General features: G+C 74.9%; 13 protein-coding genes. 7 read left to right on the forward strand and 6 right to left on the reverse strand.

The window, feature by feature from the left end:
- Window positions 1-157: 157 nt before the first annotated feature.
- The 6 genes from PV789_RS15330 to PV789_RS15355 form a co-directional block, all read right to left on the reverse strand.
- The gene (locus PV789_RS15330) at window positions 158-721 is read right to left on the reverse strand and encodes a DinB family protein (RefSeq protein WP_274973253.1); all 564 of its coding nucleotides are present in this window, start codon (window positions 719-721) and stop codon (window positions 158-160) included.
- 129 nt (window positions 722-850) lie between these two features.
- Entirely contained in the window at window positions 851-1,333 is a 483-nt protein-coding gene (locus PV789_RS15335; RefSeq protein ID WP_274973254.1) for an anthrone oxygenase family protein, read from the reverse strand.
- Window positions 1,334-1,654: 321 nt separating this feature from the next.
- Window positions 1,655-2,824: a PP2C family protein-serine/threonine phosphatase gene (locus PV789_RS15340; protein WP_274973255.1), complete on the reverse strand. Its 1,170-nt coding sequence runs from the start codon at window positions 2,822-2,824 to the stop codon at window positions 1,655-1,657.
- Between the two features lie 195 nt (window positions 2,825-3,019).
- Window positions 3,020-4,501, reverse strand: coding sequence for an MFS transporter (locus PV789_RS15345; RefSeq protein WP_274973256.1), 1,482 nt, complete (start codon window positions 4,499-4,501; stop codon window positions 3,020-3,022).
- A 225-nt stretch (window positions 4,502-4,726) separates the two neighbouring features.
- Window positions 4,727-5,368 (reverse strand): DsbA family oxidoreductase, encoded by a 642-nt coding sequence (locus PV789_RS15350; protein WP_274973257.1) that lies wholly within the window; start codon window positions 5,366-5,368, stop codon window positions 4,727-4,729.
- Between the two features lie 123 nt (window positions 5,369-5,491).
- Entirely contained in the window at window positions 5,492-6,436 is a 945-nt protein-coding gene (locus tag PV789_RS15355) for an ADP-ribosylglycohydrolase family protein (RefSeq protein WP_274973258.1), read from the reverse strand.
- A 254-nt stretch (window positions 6,437-6,690) separates the two neighbouring features.
- Between PV789_RS15355 and nirB the strand changes: the two genes are divergently transcribed.
- From nirB to PV789_RS15390, 7 genes are all read left to right on the forward strand, one after another.
- Window positions 6,691-9,192, forward strand: a complete 2,502-nt coding sequence (gene nirB / locus PV789_RS15360) for a nitrite reductase large subunit NirB (protein WP_274973259.1) — start codon at window positions 6,691-6,693, stop codon at window positions 9,190-9,192.
- Entirely contained in the window at window positions 9,189-9,560 is a 372-nt protein-coding gene (nirD, locus tag PV789_RS15365) for a nitrite reductase small subunit NirD (protein WP_212639753.1), read from the forward strand. The genes nirB and nirD overlap by 4 nt, the downstream gene beginning before the upstream one ends.
- On the forward strand, window positions 9,557-10,732 hold the full coding sequence (locus tag PV789_RS15370) for a uroporphyrinogen-III synthase (RefSeq protein WP_274973260.1): 1,176 nt from the start codon (window positions 9,557-9,559) through the stop codon (window positions 10,730-10,732). Before nirD ends, PV789_RS15370 begins: the two co-directional genes overlap by 4 nt.
- A 72-nt stretch (window positions 10,733-10,804) precedes the next feature.
- Window positions 10,805-11,497 (forward strand): sirohydrochlorin chelatase, encoded by a 693-nt coding sequence (locus PV789_RS15375; RefSeq protein WP_274973261.1) that lies wholly within the window; start codon window positions 10,805-10,807, stop codon window positions 11,495-11,497.
- Between the two features lie 178 nt (window positions 11,498-11,675).
- On the forward strand, window positions 11,676-12,830 hold the full coding sequence (locus PV789_RS15380) for a protein-tyrosine phosphatase family protein (protein ID WP_274973262.1): 1,155 nt from the start codon (window positions 11,676-11,678) through the stop codon (window positions 12,828-12,830).
- A 246-nt stretch (window positions 12,831-13,076) separates the two neighbouring features.
- Complete coding sequence (locus tag PV789_RS15385; protein ID WP_274973263.1) at window positions 13,077-13,799, forward strand: septal ring lytic transglycosylase RlpA family protein; 723 nt, start codon at window positions 13,077-13,079, stop codon at window positions 13,797-13,799.
- 336 nt (window positions 13,800-14,135) lie between these two features.
- On the forward strand, window positions 14,136-17,732 hold the full coding sequence (locus tag PV789_RS15390; RefSeq protein WP_274973264.1) for a TM0106 family RecB-like putative nuclease: 3,597 nt from the start codon (window positions 14,136-14,138) through the stop codon (window positions 17,730-17,732).
- Window positions 17,733-17,757: the final 25 nt, after the last annotated feature.

A 17,757-nucleotide genomic window follows, 5' to 3' on the forward strand; every position in this document is an offset into this window, starting at 1 on the left:
GAACAACGGCCCCGCCCCCAGGGGCCCGACCGGACGGCTCGTCCGCCCCGGGGGGCGGGCGCGCGTGTCCCGCCCGTCACGGGGCCGGGCGGAGCGTCCGGCCCCGGGGGGTGGGAGGGGAGGGCCGGGTCCTCGCCGCGCCGGAGCCGGGAGCCGGCTACTGGCCCCGGCGGCCGTCCAGGCGCTCGCGCAGAAGGTCGGCGTGCCCGTTGTGGCGGGCGTACTCCTCCACCATGGGCACCAGAACCTGACGCAGGTCCCACACCCGGTCGTTGTGGGGGTCGGTCCAGGTGGAGCTCTCCAGGTCGGGGGCGCGGGCCACGAACGCGTCGGTGCGGGCGCACTCGGACCGCCACGTCGCCCAGGCCTCCTCCACCACGGCCGGATCGGCCACCGCCCCGTCGAAGTCCCCGTCGGGTTGGCTCGCGCTGGCGTAGTGCAGGGGCGCCTGCTCGCGGCCGCGGCCGCCCAGGCGGCACCGGAACCAGGCCCGCTCCACCTCCGACATGTGCCGCACCAGCCCCAGCAGGGACATGGTGGAGGGCGGCACCGAACGGCGGGCCAGCGCGTCGGCGTCCAGACCCGAGCACTTCAGCTCCAGGGTCGTGCGCTGCAGGTGCAGGAACCCGACCAGCACGGCGCGTTCGCCGACGGGGCGGGGGCGGCCCTCGCGGGGGTCCTCGTCCGGGGCCAGGAACATGTCCGCGCGCTGTGTGCTCATAGGCGCGAGCATCATCCACGCGCCGCCGGTGCGCAACGGGTTTTTCCCGCCCCGCCCGGCGGCCGCCGGGGCTTCGGGGGCTCCGGCGGGGCGGGGGCAGGGACTTGTGCTGGCGGGTGTACGCCGGGGTCAGCGCAGCGCGAGGACCGTGCACAGGAGCGCGACCAGGGAGGTCAGGGTGCGCACGTTGTTCCAGCGCACCCACACCGGCTCGAAGGCGGCGCGCACGGCAGCCGGGTCCGCGATCCGCTCGGCCGGGCCCTGCCGGTCCAGGACGTTGTTGCGCGGGACGTTGACCGCGAAGGTGGACACCAGGGCCGCCACCAGGCAGAGCAGCGCCGCCCCCGACCATACGGCGGAGGCGGTCGCGCCGACACTGGCGTAGAGCACCACGCAGGCCAGCACCGCCACCGGGGCGCCGATGAAGACCACGGCGAAGAACGGGTTGAGGATGGCGACGTTGACCCCCTGCATCACCTCGATCATCGCCCGGTCCCCGGACCTGCGCAGACCCGGCATCACCGCGATCGAGAACGCGAAGAACAACCCGGCGAACAGACCGGTCGCCACCACGGCGAACACCGGAACGACCACGTGCACCATCTCCGCCACGCCACACCCCGGATTCTGTTGTCCTGCCCGCGTGTTATGGGCGGATTCTACGTGCCGCGCGGAGCGTCCAGGGCGCTCTCATCCCTTGCGTAGCGGGCGGCGCCACCAGCCCACCAGCCCGTCCCGCGCACTCGCTGTGCCAGGCGTCCCACCCGCCCTTCGGGCGACTCCCCGCACACCACCCCCAAGGGCCACACGTCGCCCGGACGCCGCACACCGCTTCACCGCACCGACCCGGTCGACACCCGCCGCGGGTGTGTGGAGGGGGCTGTTCATGGCTGCCCCCGCGACCGGGACCGTGCTCGCGCCGAAAGCTCCGGGTCAGCCGTGCCACTCGCAGAAGAGCACCGTGGCGTCGTCGCCGAACCTGCCGTGGTGGTACTCCAGCACCGCGTGCACCAGGCGCCGCAGCGTCTCGGGAACCGGCATGTTGTCGGCCTGGTGGCGGATGACGAAGTCCACGAACCGCTCCACGCCGAACTCGCGCCCCTGGGAGTCGCGCGCCTCGATGATGCCGTCGGTGTACAGCAGCAGCCGGTCGCCGGGTTCGAGCTGTTCGCGGCACACCGTCACCGGCAGCCCCAGGTCCATCCCCAGCGGGTGGGAGGGCTCGCACTCCAGGTCGCGGACCTCCTCGCCCCGGATGAGCACCGGCGGCAGGTGCCCGCAGTTGACCCAGTGCAGCTCCCCGGTGGCCATGTTCAGCTCGGCCAGGATCGCGGTGGCGAAGCGGGTGCGCACGAACTCCTGGATCAGGGTGTTCTCCACCCCCTGGCAGACGTCGGCCAGCGGGGTGCCCTTGCGGCGCTCGTTGCGAAAGGCCCCCACGGCCAGGTTCGCGATGAGCCCGGCGGCGGTGTCGTGGCCCATGGCGTCGAACATCGCCAGGTGGGCGATCTCCCCGTCCAGGGCGTAGTCGAAGGAGTCCCCGGCGTTGTCGTAGGCCGGTTCGGTAGCGGCCGAGATCGTCACCCGCGAGTCGGCGAAGGTGCCCGGCGGCATGAGCGTCCACTGCATCTCCGCCGAGACCGACATGGGCTTGGTGCGGATCAGCCGGGCGTAGGCGTCGCTGTTGGAGCGCTTGGCGATGACCAGCAGCGCCACCATGGAGGCCAGGTCGCGCATCGCCGAGCGGTCGGGGTCGCCCGCGTAGCTCACGTGCAGCACGCCCAGGCGCTCGGCGCCGTCCAGGACCGGCACCCAGTAGCGCTGTTCGTCCTCCATCCGCACGGCCACGCCCGTGACGTAGGCCTGACCGGCCGGTGAGTCGTCCACCAGCAGGTCCTCACCGCCCCGGTGGGCGTCGATGCCCTCTCCCGTGACCTCGCGCAGGACCTGCTGCTGGTGGTCGGCCAGATAGATGCGCGCCTGGGAGAGCCCGGCGCCGTCGGCCTTCTTGGCCACGAGTGCGGGCAGCTCCTCGAAGGTGGCCAGGTGTCCGGCCCGCACGAGGGAGACCATCAGCTCGTTGGACGCGTGTTGCACCGACATGGCAGCACCCCGGAATCCGGCACGACAGCCGTTCGTCTCACGAATCCCTACCCGCCGTGCCATCTTTCGACCAGAAAATACATCTTCGCACGTGAGAGCCCGACCGAACAGGCCACGGCCCCACCGAAACCTCCCTCGCGGCGCACGGTCCGAAACCGCTTCCCCCGTCGGAAGGGGCGCTGACCCCGCGCCCGCTCACCGGTCGGCGGTGCGTTCCGCGCGCTCCCGCGCCGGCTGTTCCTCCACCGCGCGGGCGTCCGGCGCGTGGGGGACGGCGTCCGCGAGGGCGAGTTCGGGGGACGTGCGCTCCGCGGGCCGCGGACGACCTTCGGCGGGGCCGGCCGCCTCCCGTACCCGCGGGCCGTCGAGTGAGCGGAACACCGGGGCGACCAGGGCGGCGGCCGCCGTGACGCCCGCCAGCACGGCGAGGACGGCTCCGGCCACGGGCAGCCCGGCCGCGGTGGCCACCGCCGCGAGCGGGGCACTGGTGAGGGCGGGCGCGGCGAGCATGACCGTGTTCTGCGCCCCCAGGACCCGGCCGCGCATGTGGTCCGGGGTGGCCTCGACGGTCAGGACGCCGAGCACCGCCGAGGCCGGTGCGAAGGTCAGCCCGACCAGTGCCGCGGCGCCCAGCACCAGCCACGGGGAGGCCATGGTGCCGACCGCGCCGAACCCGACCAGGGTGCCGCTCATGCCGAGGACGAACCAGCTGCGGCGGCGGACCCGCCCGGCGGTGGCGGCGTAGAGCGCGGATCCGGCGATGCTGCCCGCCGCGAGCGCGCTCAGCGTCAGCCCGGTGAGTCCGGGAAGCCCCTGACCGGTGAAGTAGGCGGGCATGAGGGTGGTCTGCAGCGAACTCAGGACGGCGACGAGCACCGCGCTGATCAGGGTGGTGCCGAGCAGGAGCCGGGTGCGGCCCAGGAAGCGCCACCCGTCCAGCAGGTCGGTCACCGCCCGGCGCACCGGGCCGCCGACAGCGGCCGCACCGGAGGCGTCGGCGGCCCCGGCCGGGTCGGGGCACCGCCGGACGACCCGACCGGCCCGCGGGTCCAGCAGCAGGGTCATGGCCGCGGCGAGCAGGCTCGTGGCGGCGGTCACCAGCAGCAGCGCCGAGGACAGCCCCAGCAGACCCACGAGCAGCCCGCCCAGGCCGGGACCGGCCAGCAGCAGGACGTTGCCCATGGTCTCGCGGGTGGCGATCATCCGGTCCAGCCTCCCCGGCCCTGCGGCCGCCGACCGCCCGCGCCGACCGCCTCGCCCGCCCGGCCGGTCGACTCCGAGCCGGGCCAGGGCGGGCAGCAGCGTCTCCTGAGCCGTCATCCCGGGCACGCGGATCACCGCCCCCACGACGCCCAGGGCCAGGAACCAGCCCATGTTCAGGCCCCACAGGGCGTCGACGACCGGCAGCGCCGCCACCGACAGGGCGGCGAGCAGGTCCGAGACCACCGAGACCCAGCGGCGGTCGATCCGGTCCACGATCAGACCGCAGACGAGCCCGGCCAGAGCGGAGGCCGCCGTGGACGCGGTCGCGAGTACGCCCGCCGCCAGGACGTCGCCGGTGCGGTCCAGGACGAGCAGCGGCATCACGACGCTGGCGATGCCCTTGCCCAACAGGGACAGCCCGTACGAGGCGAAGTAGACCGTGGCGCTGCGGCGCATGACCGTCTGGCCTCCCATCGGTGTTCGGGTCGGGTGGTGCCGTTCCCCCGCCCCGGCCCGTGCCGGGAACGCGGGGTGAACCGTGTCCCAGCAAAAACCGTGCCGTCGCGGCACACTCAAGTCCCCGGTCCTGTGGCGTGGGCCACTTCGCCGGGGAGGAGCCGACCGGACCGGACGCACGAAGAGGGCCCGCGCCCGGTGTGAACCCGGACGCGGGCCCTGGTCGGGACCGCGACGCGCCGTCTACCCCTGGCCGGCCTGGTGGGCCTTGTCCAGGGCGGACAGCACCACCTCCACCGACTGGGCCCCCGAGATGCCGACGGCGCGGTCCATGACGAAGAAGGGCACCCCGGTCGCACCCAGCCGGCGGGCCAGGGCGATGTCCTCGCGCACGTCCTCGGCGTGCTCCTCACCCTCCAGCACCCGCCGCACCTCCTGGGCCTCCAGCCCGGCCTCGGCCGCCACCTCCACCAGGACGGCGGCGTCGCTGAGGTCGCGGGCCTCCACCAGCTGGGCGCGCATGAACCGCTCCTGCGCCTGCGCCTCCAGGCCGCGGGTCCGGGCCAGGTGGATCAGACGGTGGACGTCGAAGGTGTTGACCATGACCCCGCCCGCGAAGTCGTAGTCCAGGCCCTCCTGGGCGGCCACCCGCGTGACCTGCTCGGTCATCGACCGCACCTGCTCGCGGGGCGCCCCCATCTTGCGCGAGAGCGAGTCGTAGACCGGCTCGCTCACACCCGGCGGGAAGGAGGGGTCCAGCTGGAAGCTGCGCCAGCGCACCCGGACCCGGTCGGCGTGATCGAACAGCTCCAGCGCCCTCTCCAGGCGCCGCTTGCCGATGTAGCACCACGGACAGACGACGTCGGACCACACCTCGACCTGCACAGGCCCACCCCCCACTCACCCACACGTTCCCAGGCGCGTTTGCCGCTCCGGCTCCGAGCCACCCTAGCCGGGACCCGGTACCGGTAGCTGTGCCCGGCCCCCGCCGCCCCACGGCACGTCCCCCTAACCGCCGAGGCCCTCCTCGTCCGCCAGCGCCCAACCGGGCAGCTCCTCGGTGCGCTCGGCCCACGCGGCGGGAACCCGCCCCCCGGGCAGCCCCGCGCCCAGGATCCCCGCCACGATCGCGCAGGTGGTGTCCATGTCCCCGCCCGCAGCGACCGCCGCCCACATCGCCGGGGCGAAGCCCCCACCGCCCGCACGCGCCCCCGACACGACCCCGCCGTGCCGGGCCGCCACCCACAGCGCGAACGGCACCGTGTCCAACGCGCTGACCCGGGAGCCGTTGCCCAAATCGGCGGCCGCCACCAGCGGGTCGGCGCTCACCAGCAGCCCGCGGGCGGCGCCCACCGCCTCGCGCACCCGCCCCGGCCGCAGACCCTCGACCACCCCGTCCAGGAAGGGCCCGGGCCCCACCGGCTCGCGCCGTGCCGCCAGCGCGGCGGCCACCGCCACCGCGACCGCGCCGTCCACCGCCTCGGGGTGGGTGTGGGTCACCCGCGCGCTCACCGCCGCCTCCCGGGCTGCCCGGCCCGGATCGTCGGCGTACCAGGCGCCCAGCGGAGCCACCCGCATCGCCGCCCCGTTACCGAAGGAACCCGACCCTTCGAACAGCTCCGCGGCCAGCGTCCGCCAGTCGCCGCCCTCGCGCACCCGGCCCAGCAGCCGCCCGGTGGCGGCGCCGTAACCGCGGTCGGCGTCGTGGTGGCGGGCGAAGGAACCCGCCAGCCGGTCGGGGTCCACCCCCTCGCCGCGCACCGCCTCCGCGTGCACCGACGCCGCCATCTCGGTGTCGTCGCTCCACCGCCACGGCCCCGGCGGCAACTCCCGCCCCTCCACCAAGCGCCGGTTGGCCGCGGCGAAGAACTGGGAGCCGAAGGCGTCGCCCACGGCCAGGGCGGACAGGCAGGACAGGGCGCGCGCGGGGCGCGGGGCGGCGAACGTGTGCATCGGTGCCCATCCTGACCGGCCGGGGGGCCGCTGTCCACGCCCCGCCCCCGACACCGGGCCCGCGCCGCGCCCCCGGTGTGACCAACCCCCCAGACGCGGCCCGCCCGGCGCCCACCCTGGCGCTTCACCCCGCATCACTCACCCGCCACCTGCGGTGGCAGCACATCGAAACAAGCGCGACACATACGGCTGACCGTCGGGAAACACCCGGGAGGTTGCCTGAAACCTGTCCGACCCCGCAGCAGGAGGAGCCCATGGAAGAACTCGTCGTCATCGGCAACGGCATGGTCGGCCACCGCCTCGTCGAGGCCCTGCGCGACCGCGACACCGCCGGGCACTGGCACATCACCGTCGTAGGCGAGGAGCCCCGCACCGCCTACGACCGGGTGGCCCTGTCCTCCTACTTCGACGGCGCCAGCGCCCAGGACCTGTCCCTGGGCGACCTGAGCGGCCCCCACGTGGACGTGCACGTCAACGAACGCGCCGTGGACGTGGACCGCGCCAACCGCACCGTCACCACGGCGAGCGGACGCGTCCTTCCCTACGACCGGCTCGTCCTGGCCACCGGCTCCACACCCTTCGTGCCGCCCGTGCCCGGCCACGACCTGCCCGGCTGCCACGTCTACCGCACCATCGAGGACCTGGACGCCATCACCGCCTCCGCGCGCGGCGCCAGCACCGGCGTGGTCGTGGGCGGCGGCCTGCTGGGGCTGGAGGCCGCCAACGCCCTGCGCCTGCTGGGCGTGCGGGCGCACGTGGTCGAACTCGCCCCCCACCTGATGCCCGCGCAGATCGACGAGGGCGCCGGAGGCCTGCTGCGCACCCTGATCACCGACCTGGGCGTGCGGGTCCACACCGGTTCGGCCTCCACCGCCGTGGAGGCCGGACCCGACGGCCGCGTGGCCCGCCTGAGACTGGGCGAGGGCTCCCTGGACGCCGACCTGGTCGTGTTCTCCGTGGGCATCCGCCCCCGCGACGACCTGGCCCGCGCGATCGGACTGGAGGTGGGCGAGCGCGGCGGCATCGTCGTCGACGACACCTGCACCACCAGCGACGCCCACATCCACGCCGTGGGCGAGGCCGCCAACCACCGCGGCACCGTCTACGGCCTCATCGCCCCCGGCAACGCCATGGCCGAGGTCGTCGCCGACCGGCTCGTGGGCGGCCGGGCCACCTTCACCGGCGCCGACACCTCCACCAAGCTCAAGCTCATGGGCGTGGACGTGGCCAGCTTCGGCGACGCCCACGGCCGCACCCCCGGCGCCCTGGACGTGGTCGTCAACGACGCCGCCAGCGGCCGCTACGCCAAGCTCGTGGTCTCCGACGACGCCACCACACTGCTGGGCGGCGTCCTGGTCGGCGACGCCTCGGCCTACGCCACCCTGCGCCCCCTGGTCGGATCACCCCTGCCCGGCGACCCCCTGTCGCTCATCACCCCCGAGGGCGCCGCCCTGGGCGCCGACGCCCTGCCCGACACCGCCCAGATCTGCTCGTGCAACGCCGTCACCAAGGGCGAGCTGACCGAGGCCATCTCCTGCGGCAACCACGACGTGCCCGCGCTCAAGGCCTGCACCAAGGCGGGCACCAGCTGCGGCTCGTGCATGCCCATGCTCAAGCAGATCCTCGCCCAGGCCGGCATCGAGCAGTCCAAGGCCCTGTGCGAGCACTTCCCCCAGTCGCGCGCCGAACTGGTCGAGATCGTGCGCGCCACCGGCGCCGCCACCTTCTCCGGCCTCATCGCCGCCCACGGCACCGGGCACGGCTGCGACGTGTGCAAGCCCGCGGTGGCCTCCATCCTGGCCTCCCTGGGCAACGGACACATCCTGGAGGGCGAACAGGCCACCCTGCAGGACACCAACGACCGCTACCTGGCCAACATGCAGCGCAACGGCACCTACTCGGTCGTGCCGCGCATCCCCGGCGGCGAGATCACCCCCGACAAGCTCATCGTCATCGGCGAGGTCGCACGCGACTTCAACCTCTACACCAAGATCACCGGCGGCCAGCGCATCGACCTCTTCGGCGCCCGACTCGAACAGCTGCCCGTCATCTGGAAGCGGCTGGTCGACGCCGGGTTCGAGTCCGGACACGCCTACGGCAAGTCCCTGCGCACCGTCAAGTCGTGCGTGGGCACCACCTGGTGCCGCTTCGGCGTCCAGGACTCGGTGGGCCTGGCCATCCGCCTGGAGGAGCGCTACCGGGGCCTGCGCTCACCCCACAAGCTCAAGGCCGCCGTCTCCGGGTGCGCCCGCGAGTGCGCCGAGGCCCGCGGCAAGGACTTCGGCGTCATCGCCACCGACAAGGGCTGGAACCTGTACGTGGGCGGCAACGGCGGCTTCACCCCCCGCCACGCCGAACTCCTGGCCTCGGACCTGGACGAGGACACCCTCATCCGCTACGTCGACCGGTTCCTGATGTTCTACGTGCGCACCGCCGACCGCCTCCAGCGCACCGCCCCCTGGATCGAGTCCCTGGAAGGCGGCCTGGACCACCTGCGCGACGTCGTCGTCCAGGACTCCCTGGGCATCGCCGCCGAACTGGAGGAGGCCATGGCCCGCCACGTGGACGCCTACGGCGACGAGTGGGCCGCGGTCCTGGCCGACCCCGACAAGCTCGCGCGCTTCGTCTCCTTCGCCAACGCCCCCGACACCCCCGACCCCACCATCAGCTTCACCACCACCCGCGACCAGCCGGTCCCCACCGCTCCCGTCAGCCTGGGCATGCCCGCCCGCCGACCCCAGGAGGCCACCCGATGACCGTCACCACCCCAGCCCAGCCCACCACCTGGATCGACGCCTGCGCCCCGGCGGGCCTGCGCGTGGAGGACGGGGTGGCCGTGCTGCTCCCCGACGGCCGCCAGGTCGCCGTGTTCCGCACCCGCGACCAGCACCTGTACGCCGTCGACAACATCGACCCCTACACCGGCGCCGCCGTCATCTCACGCGGCATCGTCGGCGACCGCGCGGGCGAACCCACCGTCGCCTCACCCATGCTCAAGAACGTCTTCTCCCTGCGCACCGGCCAGAGCCTGGACGACGAGCACGTGCGCCTGACCACCTGGCCCGTGCGCCAGACCGACACCGCCGTGCAGATCGGCGCGCCCGCCCAGGAGGGCACACCGTGAACACCTCCCTGGACGACGACACCGCGGCCCCGCCCGTCCGCCGCCAGGCCGAACCCGCCACCACCGCGCCCCTGGCCGGGTTCACCGTCGCCGTCACCGCCGCCCGCCGCGCCGAGGAGATCAGCGCCCTGCTGCGCCGCAAGGGCGCCCAGGTCCTGGCCGCACCGGCCCTGCGCATCGTGCCCCTCAGCGACGACCAGCGCCTGGCCGCGGTCTCCGAACAGCTCGCCCGCCGCCCCGCCGACGTCGTCGTGGCCACCACCGGCATCGGCTTCCGCGGCTGGGTGGAGGCCTGCGAGACCTGGGGCACCGTCGACCCGCTCCTGGCGAGCCTGCGCACCTCGCGCCTGCTGGCCCGCGGCCCCAAGGCCAAGGGCGCCATCCGCGCCGCCGGACTCACCGAGGAGTGGTCCCCGCCCTCGGAGTCCTCCGCCGAGGTCCTGGACTACCTGCTCGCCCGGGGCGTACGGGGGCTGCGGGTGGCCATCCAACTGCACGGCGAACCCCTGCCCGACTTCACCGCCGCGCTGCGCCTGGCCGGAGCCGACGTCGTCGAGGTCCCCGTCTACCGCTGGACCCTGCCCGAGGACACCGCACCCCTGGACCGCCTCATCGAGGCCGTCACCAGCGGGGGAGTGGACGCGGTCACCTTCACCAGCGCCCCGGCCGCGGCGGGGCTGCTGGCCCGCGCCCACACCACCGGCCACCAGGCCGCCCTGGTCCGGGCCCTGCGCGGCGACGTCCTGGCCATGTGCGTGGGAGCGGTCACCGCACGCCCCCTGATGGCCCACGACATCCCCACCGTGTGGCCCCAGCGCGCCCGCGTCGGCGCCCAGGTCCGCGCGCTCGCCGAGGAGCTGCCCGCACGCTTTCCGACCCTGTCCGTGGCCGGACACCGCCTGCGCCTGCGCGGCCACGCCGTCCTGGTCGACGGCACCGTGCGCACCCTCTCGCCCACCCTGATGCGGGTGCTGCGCGAGCTGGCGCGCAGGCCCGGCCAGGTCCTGGACCGCGCCCGCCTGCTCACCTGCCTGGGCGAGGACGCCGACGCCCACGCCGTGGAGACGGCCGTGGCCCGGCTGCGCACCGCGCTGGGCAACCCCAGGATCATCCAGACCGTGGTCAAACGCGGCTACCGGCTGGCCCTGGACCCGCCCGAGCGCGCCCTCTGACGAGCGCACCGGCCCACCCGACCGAGGGAGAGGAAGAAGCGGATCACCGGCCCCGGCCGTCCGCGCCACGCGATGAACCGACACCCCACCCTGCTGCTGGCCGTCCACGGCACCCGCGACCCCCACGGCACCGCCGTGGCCCACTCCCTGGCCCTGCGCGTGGCCGAGGTGACGGGCCGAACCACCCGCCTGGCATTCGCCGACGTGCTCGCGCCCAGCGTCGGCGAGGTCGCCGCCCGCACCCCGGGGCCGCTGGTGGTGGTGCCCGCGTTCCTGGCCTCGGGCTACCACGTGCGCACCGACATCCCCCACCAGCTCGCCCGCGCCGGACGCGCCGACGCCGTCATCACCCCAGCCCTGGGCGGGCACCCCGCGGTCCTGGACACCGCCGTGCGCCGCCTGGTCGGGGCCGGGTACCGGCCCGGGGACGCCGTCGTGCTGGCCTGCGCCGGAACCTCCGACCCCTTCGCGGGCGCCGAACTGGAACAGGCGGCCCAGCGCATGTCCCAACGCCTGGGCACCCCCGTGGAACCGGGGTTCATCGCCACCGGCCAACCCACCGTGGCCGAACAGGTGGCCCGCCTGCGCGAGCGGGGGCACCGCAGGGTGGCCGTGGCCAGCTGGCTGCTGGCGCCCGGGCTCTTCCACGACCGCTTGGCCGGGGCGGGCGCGGACGTGGTGGCGCGCCCGCTGTGCCCGGATCCGGCCCTGGCCCACGCCGTGGCCGCGCGCTACGAACAGGCCGCCATCGCCCAGCCCGTCTGACCCGGGGGCGTGGCACCGGCGCGGGGGAGCGGCGCCCCCGGCACCAGCTCGGCCCGGCCCGCCCATGCGCTGCCCGGGCATGGCCACAACCGGCCGCGGGGTGCGCCGGGCCACCGGAGGGGGAAGACCACCCGTGGGTTCCCCACCCATCCCGGTCCGCACCGCCCCGAGGACGGCCATGCCCGCAGTACCCGCCCCCCTGCTCGACTTCCACCACCCCGCCAGCGACCGGGCCGTCGGCGCCCTGCTCGGCGCCCCGGCCGCCGCCGCCCTGGTCGGCACCTCACCCACCCTGACCGCGCACACCACCGGCCCCGGCACCGCCCACGCACGCCTGGTCCGCGCCGGGCTCACCGACCTGGCCGGGCCCGACCAGCCGCCCCGGCCCCCCGAGAACCCCGTCGAGCGCGCCTGGGCCGCGGCGCTGCGCACCGCCGCCCGCACCGGCGCCCTGCCCTCCTGCGCCCCCGCCCTGGAGCGCACCACCGCCGACGACCCCCTGGGCGCCTCCTGGCGTGCCCTCACACGCACCCTCCGCCCCGCCGAGGACCCCGCCCGCGGCTCCTTCGCCTGCACCCACCTGGTCGACTCCGTCTGGTCGGCCTACGCCGCCGCCGGGGACCGGGCCGCCCTGTACACCGGCACCCTGGCCACCGCCCTGTGGGGCGCCTCGGCCCTGCCCCTGCACGCCCTGCGCCGCCTGTCCGAGACCACCGACCCCCACACCCTGACCACCACCGCCCTGACCACCGCCCGCGGCCCCCACCCCACCCTGTGGCCCGAGCACCCCGTCCTGGTCGCCGAACCCCGCCGCCTGCCGCCCTTCGCCGTCCCCCACCCCCTGGACCCGGGCGTCCTGCTGGGCAACCTCGACCATCTGCGCGCCCACCCCGACACCGTGGACGCCGCGGTCTCGCTGTGCCGCACCCACCCCAGCGACGCACCCCACCTGCCCCCGGCCGACTGGGTACGGGTGTGGCTGCACGACCGCAGGGGCGCCAACTCCCACCCGCACTTCACCCTGGACGAGGCCGCCGCCGCGGTCGCGGCCCTGCGCGCGGAGGGCAAACGCGTCCTGCTGCACTGCTGGGCGGGCGCCTCGCGCACCCCGGCCGTGGCCACCCGCTACGCCGTCACCGCCCTGGGCGCCCCCGTCCTGCCCACCCTGGCCGCCATGATCCGCACCGTGGGCGGGCACCTGGACAACCCCAGCCTGTCCAGAGCCGTCGCCCGGCTCAGCGGCGTGGACCTGCCCGACCCGGCCGCCACCCTCTTCCCCGAGGGCGTGCCGCCCCGGCGCCCCGAACTGCCCGAGCCCCACGTCACCGGGTGACCGACACCACCGTCCCCTGAGGTGACAAGTTCCACAAACCCTTCCTTTCCGGTACCGTTACCCTCGCGTTACCCCTAGGATCTGCGCCCAGAACCCCGCGCACCACCCGGCGGCCCGCTCCAGGCGCCGCGCCCTCCCGCGACCCGGGGCGCCGCACCACCCGCGCACCCTGCCACGGCAACCGCGCGCCCCACTCCGGAGCACCCGCGCCGCCACGCCCTGTTCCCGTTCGAAGGACTATCCGTCGTGGGCACACACCAGCCCCAGAACCCGCCGGCCGAAGAAGAGGCCACCCGCGCCGACACGCCCGTGGGCCCCCGCGTGGCCGCCAAGCGCTCCCGCCGCAAGCGCACCCTGATCCTGGCCTCGGCCACCGGGGCCGCACTGCTGGTGGGCGGCACCGCCGCCGCGGCCGTCATCGCCACCGGCGCCGACCCGGGCAGCGCCACCAACGCCGCGGGCGTCCCCCAGGCCGACCCGGACCCGCTGGTCGCCGACGACGCCACACCCAACGCCGGGCAGGAGCAACAGCAGCTCGCCGAGGAGGCCGTCGGCTCCGCCACCCAGCGCTCCAGCACCGACGCCTCCGACATCCTCGAAGAGCCCGAGGAGGAGGAGGAGACCGAGGAGGCCGAGGAACCCGCCGCCGACACCGGCTCCGACTCCGAGTCCACCGGCCAGGGCGGCTCCTGCCAGGCCTCCTACTACGGGGCCGACTTCGCCGGACGCACCACCGCCAACGGCGAGACGTTCGATCCCAACGCCATGACCGCCGCGCACAAGACCCTGCCCTTCGGCACCCAGGTCCAGGTCACCAACCCCAGCAGCGGCGAGTCCGTGACCGTGCGCATCAACGACCGCGGCCCCTACGTCGACGGACGCTGCCTGGACCTGTCCACCGCGGCCTTCGACCAGATCATCGGCACCGGAGCCGGTGTGGGCCAGGTCGACTGGCAGGTCGTGGGCTAACACCCCTGCACCCGCACGCGTGCGCGCCGCGGCGGCCCTTGGACGGGCCGCCGCAGCGTCGTCGTTCGCGGCCCGCTTACCAGCGCGAAGACGGACAGCCCCCGCCGCCTTCGGGGGCGCACCGGCCACCGCCCTGCGCGAAGCACACCACACCCCGGCCGAGGCAGCGCCACCGAAGCCCACCGGCCACCGCCCGCTACGACGCACGCTCCCGGCGCGGGCCCGCACGAACCGGCCCCTCGCACCGCATCCGCCGCGCGTGTGAGCCCCCACACGTCACCGCTTCATGGCACAATCCCCAGCACCCACACCAACACCACACAGGGGAGCAGGGGCGTGTTCCGCACCACCACCGGTTGGGTCGTCTCACCCACCGACCTCGTCGACACCCTGGAGTGCGACCACCGCAGCGCCCTGAAGACCGCCCTGGCCGCCCGCGTCGAAGGCGCACCCGCCCCCACCGACATCGACCCGCTCGTGGCCCAGCACGGCCTGGCCCACGAACAGGCCGAACTCGAACGCCTCAGCGCCCTGGTCGAGGTCGCCCGCATGCCCGACCCCCGCCCCGAGGACGCCTCCCTGGCCGCGGCCGCCCAAGCCACCGCCGACGCCATGGCCGCCGGAGTCCCCGTCATCTACCAGGGCAGCTTCCACCACCGCCTCACCGAACCCGACCCCGACGGGCGCACGGTGTCCTTCCACGGCCGCGCCGACTTCCTCATCCGCTCCGACCTGGACCCCGCCACCGGACGCACCCGCACCCCCGCACCCCCAAACTGGACCTACGAACCCTGGGACACCAAGCTCGCCCGCCGCCCCGGCCCCGGCGCCGTCGTCCAGCTCGCCGCCTACGCCCACGCCGTCAGCGTCGCCACCGGCCACACCCCCCAGCACATGCACCTGCTCACCGGCGACAACCACACCCACACCCTGCCCACCGCCGACTTCACCCCCATCCTGAGCACCGTCACCACCCGACTGCTCACCCTCCTGGCCAGCGAACCCGCCCTGCCCGCCCCCACCTGGGGCCAGCCCCGCCCCGCATGCGAGGGCTGCGGCTACCAGGCCTGGTGCTCCCAAGGGCGCACCGCCGCCCGCCACCTGTCCCTGGTCGCCGGACTGCGCACCGACCAGGCCGCCAAACTCACCGACTCCGGCCTGGACACCATCGACGCCCTCGCCCGGGCCGACGACGACCAGCGCCCCACCACCCTGCCCCGCCGCTCCTTCGACCAACTGCGCGCCCAGGCCGCCCTCCAGGTCCGCCAGGACCGCACCCGCACCCCCGACAACCCCCAGGGCACCGTCACCGCCGAGGTCTTCGCCCCCGACGGCCTGGCCGGCCTGCCCGCCCCCAGCCCCGGCGACGTCTTCTTCGACATGGAGGGCTACCCCTACCACTCCCGCGAGGGCGAACGCGGCCTGGAGTACCTCTTCGGCGCCACCACCGAGGACGCCCACGGCGCCGAGACCTTCCACGCCTTCTGGGCCCACGACCGCGCCCAGGAGAAGAAGGCCCTGGAGGACTTCGTCGACTTCGCCACCGCCCGCGTGGACGCCGACCCCGGCGCCCACGTCTACCACTACGCCTCCTACGAGGTGGACCGCCTCAAACACCTGAGCTCGGAGTTCGCCACCCGCGAGGAGGAGGTCAACCGGCTCCTGCGCGAGAACCGCCTGGTGGACCTGTACACCGTCGTGCGCAAGAGCCTGCGCGTGTCCCAGCGCTCCTACTCCATCAAGTACCTCGAACCCCTCTACCTGCCCGCCGCCCGCTCCGGCGGCGTCACCACCGCCACCTCCAGCATCGACGCCTACGCCGCCTACCTGGCCGCCACCGAGGCCGACGACCACGACCGTGCCGCGCGGGTCCTGGCCGACATCGCCGCCTACAACCGCGACGACTGCCACTCCACCGCGCGCCTGCGCGACTGGCTGGAGGACCACCGCACCCACCAGGGCATCACCGACCGTCCCCTGGTCCAGCTCGAACTCACCGAGGCCGAGGCCGAACGCGCCCGCAAACGCCAGGAGAAGGCCGCCCGCCACGCCGCCCTCACCGAACCCCTCCTGGACCAGGTCCCCGACCAGGCCCAGGACCGCGAACCCGACCACCACACCCGCGCCCGACTGGCCGCCCTGGTCGGCTACTACCAGCGCGAGAACCTGCCCCCCTGGCGCGAGCACTACCGGCGCACCAGCGCCCCCCTGACCGACCTGGAGTCCGACACCGACTGCGCCGTTCCCTGGCAGGTGCGCGCGGGGGAGTGGATCGAACCCACCGGCCGCCAGCGCAAGTCCCGCCGCGAACTCTCCCTGCGCCTGGACACCGCCCACCCCCACCCCTTCACCTCCGGCCAGGACGTGCACCTGCTCTACCCCGGCACCCCCGGCCAGCCCGCCACCACCACCCAGGCCAAGGTCGCCGAAGCCGACGCCGACACCCTGGCCATCACCGAGACCTGCGACCCCGACTCCACCTACTCCCGGCCCCCCGTCGCCGTCCTGCCCGGCTCCCCGGTCAACCCCGCCCCCAAGGACGGCGCCCTGGAGACGGTGGCCCGCACCGCCCTGGACACCCTGCCCCAGTGGCCCCACCACCCCGGCCTGGACGTGCTGCGCCGCATCCCGCCGCGCCTGAGCACCCCCGGCCCGCTGCCCGACCCCGCCGACCACGACGGCGACCTCATCCACGCCACCATCGCCGCCGTGGACCGCCTGGAGGGCTCCTACCTCGCCGTGCAGGGCCCGCCCGGCGCGGGCAAGACCTACCTGGCCGCCCAGCTCATCACCCACCTGGCCCGCCAGGGCAGGAGCGTGGGCGTGTGCTCCACCGGCCACAAGGCCGTGGAGAACGTCATGACCGCCGCCCTGCGCGCCGCCGAGGCCGCCGGGGTGGAGGTGGCCGCCGCCAAACGCGCCAAGGGACGCGGCAAGGACACCGACCAGGACCTGCCCTGGGAACAGCCCTCCAGCCCCCAGGCCCTGGCCAGCTGGCGCGACAAGCACACCGCCCAGGGCCACCCCGTCCTCATCGGCGGCACCGCCTGGGCCATGTCCAACGCCGCCATGCTCGCCGACCCCCTGGACGTGCTCATCATCGACGAGGCCGGACAGTTCGCCCTGGCCGACACCCTCGCCGTCTCCGCCGCCGCACGCAACCTCGTCCTGCTGGGCGACCCCCAACAGCTGCCCCAGGTCGTCCAGGGCACCCACGGCGAAGGCGCCGACGCCTCCGCCCTGCAACACCTCATGGCCGGCCGCCAGATCATCGACCCCTCACGCGGCTACTTCCTCGACCAGACCCGCCGCATGCACCCGAACGTGTGCGCCACCGTCTCCGCCCTGTCCTACCAGGGCCGCCTGCACGCCCACCCCAGCACCGCCGACCGCGCCCTGGCCACCCTCGCACCGGGCGTGTACACCCTGCCCACCCCCCACCAGGGCCGCACCACCCACAGCCCCGAGGAGGTCCAGGCGGTGGTGGAGGTGGCCACCCACCTGGTCACCGACAAGGTCGTCGGCCCCGACCAGGCGCACCCGCGCCCCCTGACCGGCCACGACATCCTCGTGGTGGCCCCCTACAACCTCCAGGTGCGCGCCCTGCGCCGCGCCCTGGCCCAGGCCGAGCACACCCACCCCGCCCTGGAGGGCGTGCGCGTGGGCACCGTCGACAAGTTCCAGGGCCAGGAGGCCGCCGCCGTCATCTGCTCGATGACCACCTCCAACGCCGCCGAAGCCAGCCGCGGCACCGCCTTCGTCCTGGACCGCAACCGCCTCAACGTGGCCCTGTCGCGCGCCCAGCTGGTCGCGGCGGTGGTCTTCTCACCCGACCTGCTCACCACCGCCCCACGCAGCATCGACGAACTGCGCCTGCTCTCCTCCTTCACCCGCCTGACCGAGGGCGCCCGCCCCTGGCCCGCCCAGCACTGACCGCCCCGCCCTGCGGTTTCGGAGC

Origin of the sequence: Nocardiopsis camelliae (genome assembly GCF_028993595.1) — a bacterium.
GTDB classification, from domain to species: Bacteria; Actinomycetota; Actinomycetes; order Streptosporangiales; family Streptosporangiaceae; genus Nocardiopsis; species Nocardiopsis dassonvillei.

Excerpts from the sequence above, each read along its gene's own strand:
- PV789_RS15340 (WP_274973255.1), bottom strand. The coding sequence starts at position 2,824 with ATGTCGGTGCAACACGCGTCCAACGAGCTGATGGTCTCCCTCGTGCGG.
- PV789_RS15330 (WP_274973253.1), bottom strand. The coding sequence starts at position 721 with ATGAGCACACAGCGCGCGGACATGTTCCTGGCCCCGGACGAGGACCCC.
- PV789_RS15345 (WP_274973256.1), bottom strand. The coding sequence starts at position 4,501 with ATGGGAGGCCAGACGGTCATGCGCCGCAGCGCCACGGTCTACTTCGCC.
- PV789_RS15355 (WP_274973258.1), bottom strand. The coding sequence starts at position 6,436 with ATGCACACGTTCGCCGCCCCGCGCCCCGCGCGCGCCCTGTCCTGCCTG.
- PV789_RS15380 (WP_274973262.1), top strand. The coding sequence starts at position 11,676 with ATGCCCGCAGTACCCGCCCCCCTGCTCGACTTCCACCACCCCGCCAGC.
- nirD (WP_212639753.1), top strand. The coding sequence starts at position 9,189 with ATGACCGTCACCACCCCAGCCCAGCCCACCACCTGGATCGACGCCTGC.
- PV789_RS15375 (WP_274973261.1), top strand. The coding sequence starts at position 10,805 with ATGAACCGACACCCCACCCTGCTGCTGGCCGTCCACGGCACCCGCGAC.
- nirB (WP_274973259.1), top strand. The coding sequence starts at position 6,691 with ATGGAAGAACTCGTCGTCATCGGCAACGGCATGGTCGGCCACCGCCTC.